The organism is Rhodanobacter aciditrophus (genome assembly GCF_042679525.1).
Taxonomy (GTDB): Bacteria; Pseudomonadota; Gammaproteobacteria; order Pseudomonadales; family Marinomonadaceae; genus Marinomonas; species Marinomonas aciditrophus.
The window spans coordinates 390,670-404,954 of record NZ_JBHTMN010000018.1 but is presented as its reverse complement, the minus strand read 5'-3'; the positions used below and the strand labels follow the sequence as shown (position 1 = coordinate 404,954).

Sequence of the window (14,285 nt, the reverse complement as noted above, 5' to 3'; positions counted from 1 at the left end):
GTTAGCCTTCCTCAATATCAGCCGTAATTAAAATGATGCTCCAAGGAAAATTTCAGATGGCACCCTCGACCTAAAGCTAATTCTTCGATCTGTTTCCATAAGAGCGGCAAGTAAGCTTTGAGAATTTCCGCATGCGATTGGTGGTAATCGTCGTCACAATTTCCGTCTGCCGCTTTAAGCCACTCAGAAGGAGTTAAAAGAGTTAGCCCTTGTTGGAAGTATTCAGGAATAAATTCCCGAATTGATTCTTCACTACCACTAGCGACAAAAAGTGTTGCGCCCTCACCTGTGGCGAAATAATACACAACCCCTACATAAAACATTTTCACTCCTAGACACTTTGTCATAGCACCATAACATCAGTTGAAAGTCTGAAAAGAAGCCCTCATTGAAATCCTCCCAACTCTCGACCATCCACCCACTCGTGAAGGGCTTCGATTCCTCCATTATGGTACGACTTAACAACGTCAGAAGGGGTCAAACCATTGAACGGCGCCAATGGTTCATTGATGAACCATTCCCATGTTGCTTTATCAGAGTTAAACCATGGCCGAACTCGACACAGTAATTTATGGATATCGAGCAATCGAGTATGAGTGAGCTCAAGGCTTTTACTATCTAGCGACTTCAAAGGATTTAATGGTAGGCCGACATGCTGCGCGACCAAATCAACAGAAGTTGGAAACGCCTCAGCCCATCTCTCCAGAAGTTCAGTTCCTAGCTCAGGGGTAGACTCAATTTCAAACATAGTAATAACCCCCATTTAGAGCGCCCTACTTTTCTTCAGGCAAATATTCAGCAATTTCAGACAATGTACACCCAAAATAAGCACATAATTTATCAAGGTTGTCTGTGACAGTGCTGTAGCCTTTTTGATTTGCCATTTTTGACAAGGTAATACGGCTTATCCCTGTCTTCTCAGCAACCTCAACCATCGTAATACGGCGCCCTTCTTGGAACGACTTTTCTGCCAGCATCTCTTTAAGCTTGAATCTTAACAAACCTTACACCATACATATGTATAAATAATTTAACATTAATATCTTGACAGGTACTTTAATGCCTATTAAGCTAATTCTAAATGTTAAATTATTTTAACATTTGAACAAGCATAAATACTAAAGGATCTATATATGAGCACTTACCTTAGCACAGAACAGTTGTCAGAGAGAATCCATTACACTCCACGCACGATCCGCAATGAGCTTTTGGATTCATGTTTATTCGAGGGACGCCATTACATCCGTCCATTCAACCGCCGCAAAATCCTTTTCATCTGGGAGAACATCGAAGCAGATATGGTGAGCCAAGATGATTCTCTAGCTTTGGCATTTACAGAGGAGGCTTAACATGGCTAGTGTCAGTATCCGAAAGGAAACCAATACGCTATATCTTGACTTTCGCTACATGGGAAAACGTTGTCGAGAACAAACAACTTTGAAACCCACTCTGGCGAATCGTAAAAAACTCGAGCGCACTCTAGTGCAAATTGAGTCCGAGATGATCTCAGGGACTTTTCGCTACAAGACTTACTTTCCAAGCAGCAAAGTTGCGGAGCAGTTCACGGAACTTGAGCTACAAATCCATAGCCCTGAAGAGTGGAAAGCTCTTAAAAACCAAGGTGAAATACCCACTTTTGAAGTATTCATTGAAGGCTGGATTGATCGCAATAAGATCTCATGGCGCAGATCACATATTGTGAACATCGAGAGCATCGTCAAGAAATACTACTTGCCTTTCTTTGGAAAGCTAAAGGTCGACGACATCACCCGTAATGACATTCTTAAATTTCGAACCTCACTCGCCAAAGTTCCGGGTCGAAATGGTAAAGAAAGCCTAGCCAACACACGCATAAACAAGATCATTAATCCATTAAAACGCATATTTGAGGACGCCGCCGACGAGTACAACTTTACCACGCCATACATTCGTATCAAGCCTTTGAAGAGCCCTAAAACTGATGCATTCCCATTTACACTCGAAGAAGTAAACCTCATTCTTGATACCGTTCGACCAGACTATCGAGACTACTTTCTAATTCGGTTTTTTACCGGTATGCGTACTGGCGAGATAGATGGCTTGAAATGGAAGTATGTCGATTTTTCACATCGAGTCATAAAAATTCGTGAGACCATTGTTGCAGGTGAAGAAGATATTACCAAAACTGAATCGTCAGTCCGCGACATTCACATGAGTACTCCAGTCTATAACGCCCTACTCCGCCAGAGAAAACACTCAGAGCATTTTGAGAAATTTGTGTTCTGTAATCGTCATGGTGAAGCGATCAATCATAACAATGTAACGCAGCGTATCTGGTATCCACTACTAAAACGTCTAGGTCTAGAGAAGCGTCGCCCTTACCAAACGCGTCACACCGCAGCGACTTTATGGCTTGCTTCCGGCGAATCCCCTGAGTGGATTGCTCGTCAGATGGGCCATGCCAATACATCAATGCTCTTTCGAGTCTACTCACGATACGTTCCAAACCTAACACGTATGGACGGCTCAGCCATTGAAAAGTTATTACAAAGCAAACTGGGGGCGAAATATGCATAGCTTGAATGCTCAACCTAACCTATCAGAAGCCATGACTCACCAACGCTTCAAAGGCTGTTATTTGCTAGCGTCCGTACAAATGAAAATCACAGCATCAGGCTGGCCCGTTCGCATAGCGACGATTAAAGATGTACAGGATCACAACACCTTAGAGCTACGTTTACTCGGCAATCATTTTTTAGCGATTAATCACTTCATTGGGGATTACGTCCAACTGGAAGCAGCAATTAAACGCTTTCGAAATGGCCACTTCTATTATTTAGCATGGTACGAGCCCGTTGTTGAACCTCTAACGACACCAAAGGCGTTAGGTCAAGCTACGGCTAACTCCAAAACAGATCGCGAACGCTTCCTACAAGCCATTAGGCAACGCATACAATTTTTACCGTCACAATCTGAACAGTCATTTTGTTTTAATGTATTGAGCAATCTCAGTCATGAGACTTCAACAGACGTGATGAAATGCTTATCCGAGCAATTACACACACTTGATGATGACACGTTCATTCTAGAACTTGCTTATCATGTGAATAAGCAGAATGATGATGTCGGTGCGACTGGCGAACTATTGAGTCAGCTTATTAATATGCGCCCTTATGAAATCTGGGAGCATCGGGTACTTGGTTTCTAACGAATTAGGTCGCTGTTTGAATTTCCAAAGCAGCGACCTAACGAGTATATTTTCATTTGAAATGCTCTAATCCCCGCTGATAGAAGGTAATGCAATGCTCGATAATGACATGACAGGTATCGAAAGAACCGCAATCGAATGGTTGGAAACAATGCGCTCCGAAGATAGGTGGAATCTTACAACAGATGAAATGTGCATTTTATTAGCCACTTCAATAGAACAATATCAAGCATGGTTAGAGCTTGCAGCTGACGAAGTAGACTTCAAGCTCGATGAAAACACTCTGATGCGAGCCAGTGTATTAGCAGGTGTTCACAAGGCATTGGCTTCAACAGCTCCATCGGGACAGGAATATACTTTTTTTAATAGAGCAAGCAAGGCTTCACCATTCGACGGGCGTACAGCGAAGGAATTGCTGCTAGACGACCCCTCTATCGAAAATTTATTTCTTGTCAGAAATTATTTTGGATCACGTATGTAACCACCAGCCAGATCTCAGCGAGTGATGTTTACGTTACCCACTAGATCATTTTCAAAATATCACTAGCGATACTTGCAGATACAGTACGTTATTATTGACGTGATAGTTACTGCCACAAATATAGCGATTTCAATAAACATTATTACTCACCTCGTTTCTTGGAGCTTTGTTAGCTCTCGTGATTTAGAGTCTTCATAGTACTCATTACTATAATCTTTCATTGCGCTTCTGCAATCATCCATATAGTTTTATCATTCAAGCCATTACCTCTAAATGAATGCTAGGACGCAATATGAATTACACGGAGTTAAAAGCACGCCACCGTTCGGAACGCGAGAACTACGCGTCAAACGCATTATCCTTGAGACTTCATCGAGCACTTAGCTGGCTCAATAAAGCCGAACAAGTGGAGGATGATGACTCAAAATTTATCTTTCTGTGGATTGCTTTCAACTCTGCGTATGCACAAGAATCAGGTCAAAAGCACTACGATACTGAACGAGAACGTTACATCGCTTTCATCGAGCGTTTGGTCTCATTGGACTCTGAGAAAAAGCTCTACAATCTAGTTTGGAGCCAATACTCCAGTAACATTCGCTCTATACTTAACAATCAATTTATTCTTGCTGATTATTGGCGATTCCAGTCTGGAGACATCAAAGAAAACGCTTGGATTGAAGCAAAAAACAAAGCAATGAAAGCCGCGCACACCGCTTTAGCACATAATGACACGACAACCGTGCTGTCTATCATCTTGTCTCGCCTCTATGTTCTAAGAAACCAAATCATGCACGGTGGAGCGACTTACGGTAGTGGTGCCAACCGTCAGCAACTGGCGGACTGTTCGGCATTGATGTTTGATATCGTTCCGCTCTTTATCGAACTTATGATGGCAGGACAGCATCAAGTATGGGGCGATGCCGCCTACCCTCTGATTGAGCATTAACACGCTATGAATCACTTCGATATTTGATTAACAAAAAGCACAACACGAAAGCTGGGGGTATCCCAAACACTAAACCCGCTGGTCAAATCTGCATAGCTTGATAACTGTTCATGAAGCGCTTCATTGATCTCTGCATAATCAGCGAGAGTGAAAGACTCAGGCGCCCAAATATGCATCAGAATCTTGGTGATACTATCGTCATCTTCTAAAGATTGGGCGTCTTGTAGCAATGGAAAGTCAGTAATCTTCTCAATGATGGATTCAGAGTCCTCGGCTTCGATAACGCTGCCTCTCCCTACTCCATGACCCGACAAAACCGATAGCAAGTGAGCAAAATCAATCCGTGCAATCGCCTCACTATCAATGGTTGCCAACAATCCCGAGACCAGTTCATTGATATAGTGGTTTGCGGCTTCCAAAGCATCGTCGAGCCTGACGTCCGCACCTAACGCCTGCTGTAGCTTGGCATTTTCTAGAACAAAGGTCGTTCCCGCTAGATTGCGACAACGCTCAATTAACGTATCAGCTAAGACTAAACGTCGCTTACCTTCAAAGCTGAAAGGGCGCACGATAAATGCAATGGTCGGCACACGAAGCTGTTCACATACTTCTAGTAATACTGACGTAGCCCCCGTACCAGTCCCGCCACCACCTGCGCTAACAGTGATGACTAAGTCTGCGCCTTGAATCAGTGCTTCGAGACCCTGGATTGACTCACGAGCAGACTGCTCGCCAACATGAGGCATCGAGCCGGCTCCAAGGCCTTTCGTAAGTACCTCTCCTATTGGGATCTGTACTGGGGCTTTTGTTAACTTGAGCTCTCGTTGGTCTGTATTGATTGCAGCCAAAGTCACCTTTTCAGCTATGGCAGAATGCATCATTATTTCCACTGCACTGCATCCACAGCCTCCAATCCCCACCAATAGAATATTAGGTACTCGATCTTCGGCCAGCGCAAACATCATTTCGGATTGGCTTTTACTCATAACCCCTCTCCTTGCTCTAATATCATCCAATCCTGCTCTCCATTGGCTACTGCAAGCCACCATTCCAAAAAATCTGTATCATATTGACGTCGAGTCCCATCACGACGGACGGCATTAATCACTTCCCAACGACCATCGCCCAAACACTCAAATTCAATCACGCGTTCTTTACCTGGTTCGTCCACTCGATAGACATAACGCTCACCATTTCGAATCTGCTCAATAGTGCTTTGAATATGCCCATTCATATAACGTTGCTCGTTATGAAACATGCCCTCCGTTTCGATGGCTGTCATACGTCCATCTGACTCGTACGGTGGCAGTGGAAAGAACACATCATTAGGCTTTGCAATTAGAGCTCGACGACGCTTTTGATAAGTCGCCAAAGAACCTTCATATTGATCAAACCAATCCTGTACCGCCTTTAACGTTTCCGGTGTCGCCTCGGCATTTTCACGGCCTTTGATCTGCCCTAGATTCCAGACACCGTTCAAACAAGTCAGCTCTACCGTTGCACGCTGTTCGCCCAAATACTGATAGATATAACATTCACATTGTTTGATTGCGTCACTGTAACTGGCCACACAATGCTTCATCCGCTCACTCTCTTCGATTAGGGCGAACCCTGTACGGATCGGCTTAATCAACTCAGAACCCTCTAAAGGCGGTTTAGGAAAGACACTATACAACCCTGCTTCGTTGGGTAGCGCCTTAATCAAGCGTTCTGTCCATTTATCATGACGCTTTTTAAGCCCAGCAAACGAACACAAGCGATCAAAGTGGCTGCAAGCAGGAATGCCTAGTGCCTTACCAATACGCTGAGTATCTACAGCAATATTCTTCACTTCCCACAGCCAACTGCGAATATCTTTGCCTGAGAGCGATTTGACCTCTTCTAAGTCTTCTTTCCATTGGCGAATATCCACCGGCAAATCAAACAAAGTCTGAATTTGTAAGAAAGACACACTCGCTTGCCCGAAACCATTTAGATAAGCGACGTGCTGCGGATCACGTAACCATTTTTGCAGTCGTTGCCAATCATGCACATCACCTACATTGGCGCTCACTTTTCGTAGCCACTTGAGCATCCATTTCTTACGATGTCCTGCCACAAGCTCTAATAAATCTACACGCGGGCGTGTTAACCAATGCTCGACATCATCCTTTGCCAACTGCGCTTGCTGGGCATGGTCCAAGAACAGCCAGGCCAAATTAAAATCTGACTCACACAGTTGTTTAAACGCATCAGATTGATGGCACATATTGAGCATCGAGATCTGTAAATACCGAACCGACAGAGCTATCTTTTTTACGTCATCAGGTAAGAAGCGCACTACTTCAGCCAAGATTGGGCACGTTTGTGCCCAAGTCAGCAATGGCAAACCCGCGTCCTGCTCGATCTCCTGCCAGCGGTCGTCATTAAGCTTACTGCGCTTAATGACTATGCCTTCGTGAATCGGTAGATAGGGTTGAATCAGTAGCCTCTCTTTGATTGGGTAGGTAATCTCCCAAACCAGTGCTGAGCTCTCTAAGTAGAAGGCCTCATCGTGAGCTTGCAAAGCGACGAGCTCTGATAATCGCTTGTCACGGGTTTCTATGTGTTCACGTAAGATCGCCATATCAGTGCTCCTTACTTCTTCGACTTACGTGATCCATTACGGTTGATTTTGCGGGGCACCCACTCGTCAGACGATCGTGGCACAGCCTTTAGCGGCGCTTTCTTTTCGCCTGGTTTATCGTGCAGTTCAAACGTAATCGATTTAACGCTAAGACAATCCGAGCGATGACCAACGATCTTAGCCAGCATGTGTTCTAATATCTCATAAAGCTCGGCTTGTGCGTGCTGCTCATCACCGTACGCCACCATGGTACGATCGCCATCTTTCAAGATGTTCTTACGAGAAAGTTTTACCTTGCCATCTTTCTCATCGAAACAACCAAAGCTACCGCACTCAACACTTTCGCCGTTATCCCATAGGAACCACTTCTGCTGTTGATCTGGATACCAAATTTGGCTGCTCTCCACATGAAACCAAGGCTCTACCTTCGAGGTACCTTCTCGCCAAGTACGCACATCGACCGCACGTAGGAATCCCGTCTCATTGATTAATTCCTCAAGTTCGAAGTACTCCTCGAAGTCCTCTGCTAGCTCCTCAAAGTCGATCCACTCTTCAAGGTCCTCCACCGAAGCAATGTAAATAGGATCTGTCGCGAAGGAATCCAAGACACGCTGACGCGATACCCAGAACGTCGCCGCCAAGTTAGCGTCGTTATAGACGCGTTCTTCCAAAGCATCGACTATGGCTTTTTTAAGGCGCTGCGCCGCACTGCCCATTAAATAATTAGCGTGATCATTGCGCTCATCAAAGGTGTACAAGTCAAACTCATACACATACTTCACACGGGGAATATAGAAATCCGGCTCAATCTTACCCATATTGTGAACTGGGTTTGAATCCGGAAAAAATCGTAAATTGCGAGAATGAATAATCATAGAAAGTGTCCTTATGTCTGTCGTTCAACAAGGACTACTTTAACACTACCAAGCGACAGAATAAATCGATATATATCATTGATTTTAAAGGAAAAGTTTAACTAAAACCGTAACCATAACACACCGCCTAACTCAATAAACGTCAACTAAAAACGGCACCATTTTTGACGCTAGAACTTAGCCAGACGAGACTATAAATACCTACAATCCTCCCCTCAAAATAAAGGTTTAGCGCATGAAATTCGGACAGTGGCAGGGTTATAAAATGCGCTAAAGGGACTTAGCGGCAACACAGCTGCAAGCAAAGAGAATCTATATGCCCAATATCGGAATATTTTGGTATTTCAATGGAAAGATCATTGGTCGTAGCCGACCTTTTCAGGAAGGAGAATGCAGCCTACCAGGCCTGTGGGACACACCGGATAATCATGTCAACCTATGGGAACACGCCCCCGATATCATCCAACTGCCAAATGAACTTAGGCATTTGGAATATCAGTCCATACCGAAAGGGAGAGTCCTTTACAACCAGCATAGCAAAACAGCCATGGTGTATAAGGATAGAACGCTCTTCAACGATGGCAGTAAATCAGCTATTCGTGACTTCTTCGAGCTACAAGGCAACAGAATAAAGTGGTGTCGAGACCCTCATTACCAAGTGTTCTAGATTGACTCAGTACCAACAGAGCAACCACCAAAAAATCAAGTTTGAGTAAACATGAGCTTGCTTTGCGACAAGCTCTGCTAATCGCTTGTCACAGGGTGCTATGTGATGTGTTCACGTAAGATCGCCATATTCCACCGTCTTATTTCTTGGGCTTACGGGAAACGCTACGGTTAATCCGTTGTTTATGCACCCATTCGTCTGAAGTAGTCGGTATCGCTTGTAACGGCTGAGTTTTTTCCTCTTCCGTTTGATGCAACTGGAACTTAAGTGACTGTACACTGATTTTACCGACCGGATGATTCACGATCTTGGACAATAAGGTTTCAATGATATAAAACAGCTCGGCCTCTGTGTGCTGGGTATCACCATACGGCATCATGGTTCTATCATCGAGATCCAACGACCAAAAGTAACACGGCATTGTCTGTCATCTGCGAATGGCACAGGGTTTGTAGACATAGAGATTAGAACTTCTTGGCGTGTGTTCTGACAGTCTTTGTTCTCATCATCCCAGCCATGTCCGAACTGATCTCGACTGTACGTAGTTGCTTTTGAAGAACTTGATGTTGTGTCTTTTGCAGGGCTCTGAGAAGGGCTTAAAGACTGGCCTTTAGGTAATCTCCCCCCGCTGGCAAGACAGGCTTCAATCGTCTCATACGCAGTGAAATTCTTTGTTCGAAAGTAATACTCAGTGTTAGGCCTGTGGCAGATAGAAGACTGACTTCTTTACTGGTTGGTCTGCCCAAGCAGGTTGGAAGAGGCATAAAAGGATGAGTGATGTTAGCAGTGTCTTCATGAATTGCATTGAGTGGCGCTCACAGTTGTCCATAGGTGATGCCTGAGTGTAACCAATTGAGGGGCTTTGAATAAGCATTGAGAGTGCCTACTGGTAAGACACTCCCAATTCTCTTGAGTGACCTAATGGATGATTGGAGGTGCTGGAAGTGGCTGACCTGTCGCACTAAACATGGCAGTAAGACGCTCTGGAAGATCGTCAAAATTGACCACTAGCAGGAGTTGCTCTTCTTGTGGTGAATATTACAAAACCAAAAGTAGACATGACCTAAACCCCATTACAGGTAAAAATGGTCTTAATCTTAATATCTTCGATCTTTCGCGTTGGATTACGCCTTAGCATTTGAAGTCGCTGAGTACTTTCGTTTATCTGCGACAGAGGCTACCCGCATTTATGATGAAGTGTTGGGTGCGGTGGGAGGCTGTAGCCAGCAAGATATTAGTCACAGGGAGCAACTTCTAAAGCTGGTTGCGTTTAATGTATGAGTGAATATCAATTTATTAAATAAGTATTAAAGTTCAATAAATCACTTAATGGTTTTTATATCTGATTTAAATAGATTGTCCACTTATAATGTCGTACTTGAGTGCTACTGAGGAATCTTCCCCTTGGAAGGGGTTGATAATGAAATGCGAAGAAAATGAATGTTAGATGTCGAGTACGCTTCAGTAGCTTTTCAGGCATAAGGAAAAGTGTAGAATCAAAGGTTAAGTAATTAGAGCACTCTCCTGGCGACTGATCACGGTGTGTGGGAGAAGATCAAGAAACCATTTAGTTTTAAAGGAAAAGGAGTTCAGTATGTCTTCTATCGAGGCTCGTGCTGAGAAGATGCGATCTAAAGTGCATGACACGCTAAATTCAAGCGGAATGCATGAACACCAGCGTGAAGCGGCTAAAAAAACATTCAATGCGTTTGATGGCAATACTCGAGCTGTAGTCCTCGCTGCTGAGATGCAAGCGGGTAAGTCGGGTATATCAGTAGCTTTAGCCTGCCAACAACGCCTTAGTCTGTCAGATGAGGCCATTACAGATCGATCCCAGTTAAAAGATACTCTGTATATGCTGACTATGGTTGATACAGCACTTCTACAGCAAGCTGAGGATGATCTCAAGTCCGCTAAAAATGCTGTTGTCACCAACTTCAACCGATTTGAAAACGATATTGAATCCAACTTCAAAGGTTGTCCGCCCAAGTTGATCATTATTGATGAGTGTCACTATGGTTCCAACATAAGCGCGGTGCGCTACAACCGAGTATTTGATTACCTGGAAGAACACACCGACTGCAAAATAGTCTTCATTTCTGCAACGCCATTTGGTGCGCTCTACGCAGCAGAACAAGCCTACGATGAAGCCATAGAAATCGCAGAAGAAGCCGATTTGGATGGCGATGTGGAAGTAGCCCAGGAGGCGCAACAACTGGCCGAAAGAGCGGCACAGAACTCGATTCTGCGCAGAAGCTTTGGCACAAAGCTAGTTTTTCATCGTACCAGTGATGAGTACTTTGGTGTTCGCGAGATGCTGTCTGCAGACCTGGTTCATCCGTTAGTTGATGAAGAACGAAACTTCTCCACACAATCTTCAGCTCGCGATCGTTTCATGGAGAAATTTAACGCCTATGAAGGAGATGGTTGGGCTTTGGTCCGTGTTCCTGCTGGTACCGTAAATGACGCTAAATCATTCTTTCTGGAGCAGGGTGTTTCACCAGATAACATTTTTATTATTGGTAAGTCCCTCCAAGGGATTCCAAAAGACGATCAAACCGAAATCGAGCGATTCAAGCGTGAGTACGAAAATGCAGAAGGCTTTGATGAAAAATTCATCGCCATCACTGTTGCAGGCTGTCGTGCCGGTATCAACTTCGGTGGTATGAAAAACACTCTGATCTCTACTTGGGATAGTACGGTTGCCAGTGTTGCGGCTGTCGTCCAGGCTAATATTGGTCGTGGCTGCGGTTATCACAGCAACCATGAAGCCTTGCACTTTACCAACCTTCCAGCTGTTAAAGCCTATGCCGAATCACTCGACTTTTTAGAAGACAATACTAACGAGTTGGGGGCGTCGAATTTCGAGGGTTTACGCGAGTTTTTTGATGAGTTGTGCGATGAATACAACGTCCAAGGGTTGGATGTTGGACTGACAGTCAAACGAAAAAAACGTCGTCCGATTGGCGACGTGGACACCTATCATACGGGAGAATATGCAGTCGTTCCATTACAGCTTTTTACTGAGAAGCCAGACTACTCACTGTATACGAAAAACCAAGATTTCATTAGAGCACTGGAACTGATTACTGAAGAATATCTTAAGGATTCAGGCCCACGCCCTAAAGGTCATCGTGCCATGCGTGGGAAACAGAAGAATTGGCTTAAAGCTCAATGGGTTAACGGCGATAGTTATGATAACCCAGAGAAGGCTGGTCGCTTGGGTACAATGAAAGAGCGAACCTTGAAGTTTATCAATAGGTTGGAGAACAACGAACGAGTTGAGTACAACCAGATTGTTGCTCCAGGTAATGGTGAATCCTCTGCTGCAAAATCGGTTACCGCAACCATATTCAGTCGCTACAACCAATCTCGTAGGAATGTCACAAAAACTCAAATGAGTAACAGTGACTTGCAAGAAATTGCAGACCTGCTTGATGTACCACAAGACAATACGATCGTGGTCTTGTATGCACAAGGTGAGTTCGATGCTAAAACCACTCAGGCCAAAATCAATCACAACCAGCTTCCTGAGTCAGAAGGAACAGTAAATGATGAAAGCCAGTTCAGTGGCATTCCGGATGTAGTGTTTTAATGGCAGAGCTAATTGTCGAGCAAGTGAGCAAACACCGTCAGCGCGTTCTCGAAGCGCTGACGGAGCATACCTTTGAACATCAGCGCCAAGCAGCTGAGAGAACGTTTGAAAAACTCAATACCGGTTCAAGAGCGGTGGTACTGGCAGCCGAGATGCAATCCGGTAAGTCAGGCATTGCACTGGCGCTGGCCTGCTTACAACGCAACAGCCTAAGCGATGAGCAAATATGCGACAAGCAACTGCTGAAAGACGTGTTGTACCTGGTTACCATGGCCGATACTGCCCTGCTCGATCAGGCCCAGGAAGACCTGTTGCCTGCACGCAATGCCGTAGTCAGTAACTTCATACACTTCCGTTCTGCTATCGCACGGGATTTTAAAAAGCACCCACCAAAACTGATCATCATTGATGAATGTCACTACGGTTCAGCCAAATCGGCGATTCGTTACCGGGAAATCTTCAACTACCTGGAACAAGAAAACCTGCAAGGTAAGGTGGTGTTTGTATCGGCAACACCGTTCAGTGCGCTGTTTTCCAGTGGTGAAGACTCGATTCTGAAGCATAACTTCAACACCTCTATTGTGTTTCATAAAGCCAGTGCCGAGTACCGTGGTATTAGGCAAATGCACCGGGACCGCCAAATCACCAAAATCGCGGCCGATCAGCGCAACTTCTGCAATGACTCCCTGATGCGGCGGCAGCTTTTCCAGCACCTGGAAGACTTCGATGGCCCAGGCTGGGCCCTGATTCGTGTGCCACCCAACAACGCCAACGAAGCCAAACAAATCTGCATCAAGGCCGGATACTCCGCCGATCAGGTTTTTATCATTGGTCAGAGCCTGAAAGGGGTAGACGAAAACGAATTAACCTCGCTGACGGAATTCAAGCGCGAGTGTGAAGCGGCCATTGAGTTTGACGATAAAGTCATTGCCATCACGGTCGCCAGCTTTCGTGCCGGTATCAACTTTGGCCAGGATCTGAAGGCGCACTTGCTGGCAACCTGGGACAGCACGGTTGCCAATATCGCCGCCGTTGTTCAGGCAAACATTGGTCGTGCCTGTGGTTACCACCACAACACCCAAGCCATCCATTTTACTAACCTTGATGCCATCAGCGCCTACAGTGAGATCCTGGCTCACCTGGAAATGGCGAATACCGAACCCGACCTGCTGGCAATTCGCAGCACATTCGAAAGCATTTGCGAGCGTTACGACATCCAGGGCTTTGATCGCGGTTTAACGGATATTCCTGATCCGATCAGCCCGCAGAAAAACGATAAACCCGTTATACAGCAGAGCTACGAAGCCGGTGACTTTGCGGTGGTGCCCCTGCAGCTTCACGCAGACTCATTCTGCCCGAATCTGTTCACACCCAACGCCCAGCTGCAACGAGCAGCGGAGCTGATTCGAGATACTTTGCTAGATGATGAAGGGCCTGTGATTAAACCTAATCGTGCTTTACGTGGTAGTGACAAGAACTGGATCAAAGCACAGTGGGTGAATGGTGTCACTTTTGATGACTACAGTAACAGCATGAGCTCTGCTCGCTTTCGAGCCTTGCACTATCTGAGAGAACTGAAAGACGGTGCCAGCGTCGACTACGAAACCCTGGTGAATCTAGGCGGTGGTGAGAGTGTTGAAGAAAAAAGCGTGTATGCGGTGATTTTCAGCGTTTATAACCTGTCGGCTCAGGTCGACAAATTCAAGCGAGCAATTGACCAATACGAGATGGACGACCTGTGCCGTGAGCTTGATTTATCAAGCGATGACAGTGTGGTGATTTTGTTTGAACGCGGTAAATCAGCCACCAGCTCCCAGGATACAAAACCAACTACAACAGCTCAGTCACGCCAATCGGGCAGCTCCGTCTTCGACTGATTGAAAACGTCGGTAGTGGCTATTTTACAACTGACAAGCCACTACCGAAATT

General features: G+C 45.2%; 15 protein-coding genes. 8 read left to right on the top strand and 7 right to left on the bottom strand.

Annotated elements, in window-relative coordinates:
• Nucleotides 1–17: 17 nt before the first annotated feature.
• From ACFQ45_RS16945 to ACFQ45_RS16935, 3 genes are all read right to left on the bottom strand, one after another.
• Nucleotides 18–323, bottom strand: a complete 306-nt coding sequence (locus tag ACFQ45_RS16945) for a hypothetical protein (protein ID WP_377369828.1) — start codon at nt 321–323, stop codon at nt 18–20.
• A 62-nt stretch (nt 324–385) separates the two neighbouring features.
• Nucleotides 386–748, bottom strand: a complete 363-nt coding sequence (locus ACFQ45_RS16940; RefSeq protein ID WP_377369826.1) for a hypothetical protein — start codon at nt 746–748, stop codon at nt 386–388.
• A 25-nt stretch (nt 749–773) separates the two neighbouring features.
• Nucleotides 774–1,001, bottom strand: coding sequence for a helix-turn-helix domain-containing protein (locus ACFQ45_RS16935; RefSeq protein WP_377369824.1), 228 nt, complete (start codon nt 999–1,001; stop codon nt 774–776).
• Between the two features lie 132 nt (nt 1,002–1,133).
• Here ACFQ45_RS16935 and ACFQ45_RS16930 point away from each other — a divergent pair, with 132 nt between their 5' ends.
• The 5 genes from ACFQ45_RS16930 to ACFQ45_RS16910 all read left to right on the top strand — a co-directional run bounded on the left by ACFQ45_RS16930 (nt 1,134) and on the right by ACFQ45_RS16910 (nt 4,614).
• Complete coding sequence (locus ACFQ45_RS16930; protein WP_115466102.1) at nt 1,134–1,349, top strand: hypothetical protein; 216 nt, start codon at nt 1,134–1,136, stop codon at nt 1,347–1,349.
• A 1-nt stretch (nt 1,350) separates the two neighbouring features.
• On the top strand, nt 1,351–2,556 hold the full coding sequence (locus tag ACFQ45_RS16925) for an Arm DNA-binding domain-containing protein (RefSeq protein WP_377369821.1): 1,206 nt from the start codon (nt 1,351–1,353) through the stop codon (nt 2,554–2,556).
• Complete coding sequence (locus tag ACFQ45_RS16920; protein ID WP_377369820.1) at nt 2,549–3,187, top strand: hypothetical protein; 639 nt, start codon at nt 2,549–2,551, stop codon at nt 3,185–3,187. The genes ACFQ45_RS16925 and ACFQ45_RS16920 overlap by 8 nt, the downstream gene beginning before the upstream one ends.
• Nucleotides 3,188–3,281: 94 nt before the next feature.
• Nucleotides 3,282–3,668, top strand: a complete 387-nt coding sequence (locus ACFQ45_RS16915) for a hypothetical protein (RefSeq protein WP_377369818.1) — start codon at nt 3,282–3,284, stop codon at nt 3,666–3,668.
• 292 nt (nt 3,669–3,960) lie between these two features.
• A complete protein-coding gene (locus tag ACFQ45_RS16910; protein WP_377369816.1) occupies nt 3,961–4,614 on the top strand; it encodes a hypothetical protein in 654 nt (217 codons plus the stop codon).
• Between the two features lie 11 nt (nt 4,615–4,625).
• On the opposite strand, the gene ACFQ45_RS16905 is transcribed toward ACFQ45_RS16910, so the two are convergent.
• The 4 genes from ACFQ45_RS16905 to ACFQ45_RS16890 form a co-directional block, all read right to left on the bottom strand.
• Entirely contained in the window at nt 4,626–5,600 is a 975-nt protein-coding gene (locus tag ACFQ45_RS16905; RefSeq protein WP_377369814.1) for an FtsZ/tubulin family protein, read from the bottom strand.
• Entirely contained in the window at nt 5,597–7,219 is a 1,623-nt protein-coding gene (locus tag ACFQ45_RS16900; protein WP_377369812.1) for a PcfJ domain-containing protein, read from the bottom strand. Before ACFQ45_RS16900 ends, ACFQ45_RS16905 begins: the two co-directional genes overlap by 4 nt.
• An 11-nt stretch (nt 7,220–7,230) precedes the next feature.
• Nucleotides 7,231–8,094, bottom strand: coding sequence for a hypothetical protein (locus ACFQ45_RS16895; protein ID WP_377369810.1), 864 nt, complete (start codon nt 8,092–8,094; stop codon nt 7,231–7,233).
• An 806-nt stretch (nt 8,095–8,900) separates the two neighbouring features.
• Nucleotides 8,901–9,140, bottom strand: coding sequence for a hypothetical protein (locus tag ACFQ45_RS16890; protein ID WP_377369808.1), 240 nt, complete (start codon nt 9,138–9,140; stop codon nt 8,901–8,903).
• A gap of 740 nt (nt 9,141–9,880) precedes the next feature.
• On the opposite strand from ACFQ45_RS16890, the gene ACFQ45_RS16885 reads away from it, so the two are divergent.
• From ACFQ45_RS16885 to ACFQ45_RS16875, 3 genes are all read left to right on the top strand, one after another.
• On the top strand, nt 9,881–10,042 hold the full coding sequence (locus ACFQ45_RS16885; RefSeq protein ID WP_377369806.1) for a hypothetical protein: 162 nt from the start codon (nt 9,881–9,883) through the stop codon (nt 10,040–10,042).
• A 313-nt stretch (nt 10,043–10,355) separates the two neighbouring features.
• A complete protein-coding gene (locus ACFQ45_RS16880; protein WP_377369804.1) occupies nt 10,356–12,356 on the top strand; it encodes a DEAD/DEAH box helicase family protein in 2,001 nt (666 codons plus the stop codon).
• Nucleotides 12,356–14,233 carry a DEAD/DEAH box helicase family protein gene (locus ACFQ45_RS16875; protein ID WP_377369802.1) on the top strand — a complete coding sequence of 626 codons (1,878 nt, stop codon included), beginning with the start codon at nt 12,356–12,358 and terminating at the stop codon, nt 14,231–14,233. Before ACFQ45_RS16880 ends, ACFQ45_RS16875 begins: the two co-directional genes overlap by 1 nt.
• The last annotated feature ends 52 nt before the right edge of the window (nt 14,234–14,285 follow it).

Coding starts and splice junctions, on each gene's coding strand:
- ACFQ45_RS16945 (WP_377369828.1), bottom strand. CDS start 323: ATGTTTTATGTAGGGGTTGTGTATTATTTCGCCACAGGTGAGGGCGCA.
- ACFQ45_RS16940 (WP_377369826.1), bottom strand. CDS start 748: ATGTTTGAAATTGAGTCTACCCCTGAGCTAGGAACTGAACTTCTGGAG.
- ACFQ45_RS16930 (WP_115466102.1), top strand. CDS start 1,134: ATGAGCACTTACCTTAGCACAGAACAGTTGTCAGAGAGAATCCATTAC.
- ACFQ45_RS16925 (WP_377369821.1), top strand. CDS start 1,351: ATGGCTAGTGTCAGTATCCGAAAGGAAACCAATACGCTATATCTTGAC.
- ACFQ45_RS16920 (WP_377369820.1), top strand. CDS start 2,549: ATGCATAGCTTGAATGCTCAACCTAACCTATCAGAAGCCATGACTCAC.
- ACFQ45_RS16915 (WP_377369818.1), top strand. CDS start 3,282: ATGCTCGATAATGACATGACAGGTATCGAAAGAACCGCAATCGAATGG.
- ACFQ45_RS16910 (WP_377369816.1), top strand. CDS start 3,961: ATGAATTACACGGAGTTAAAAGCACGCCACCGTTCGGAACGCGAGAAC.
- ACFQ45_RS16905 (WP_377369814.1), bottom strand. CDS start 5,600: ATGAGTAAAAGCCAATCCGAAATGATGTTTGCGCTGGCCGAAGATCGA.
- ACFQ45_RS16900 (WP_377369812.1), bottom strand. CDS start 7,219: ATGGCGATCTTACGTGAACACATAGAAACCCGTGACAAGCGATTATCA.
- ACFQ45_RS16895 (WP_377369810.1), bottom strand. CDS start 8,094: ATGATTATTCATTCTCGCAATTTACGATTTTTTCCGGATTCAAACCCA.
- ACFQ45_RS16890 (WP_377369808.1), bottom strand. CDS start 9,140: ATGATGCCGTATGGTGATACCCAGCACACAGAGGCCGAGCTGTTTTAT.
- ACFQ45_RS16880 (WP_377369804.1), top strand. CDS start 10,356: ATGTCTTCTATCGAGGCTCGTGCTGAGAAGATGCGATCTAAAGTGCAT.
- ACFQ45_RS16875 (WP_377369802.1), top strand. CDS start 12,356: ATGGCAGAGCTAATTGTCGAGCAAGTGAGCAAACACCGTCAGCGCGTT.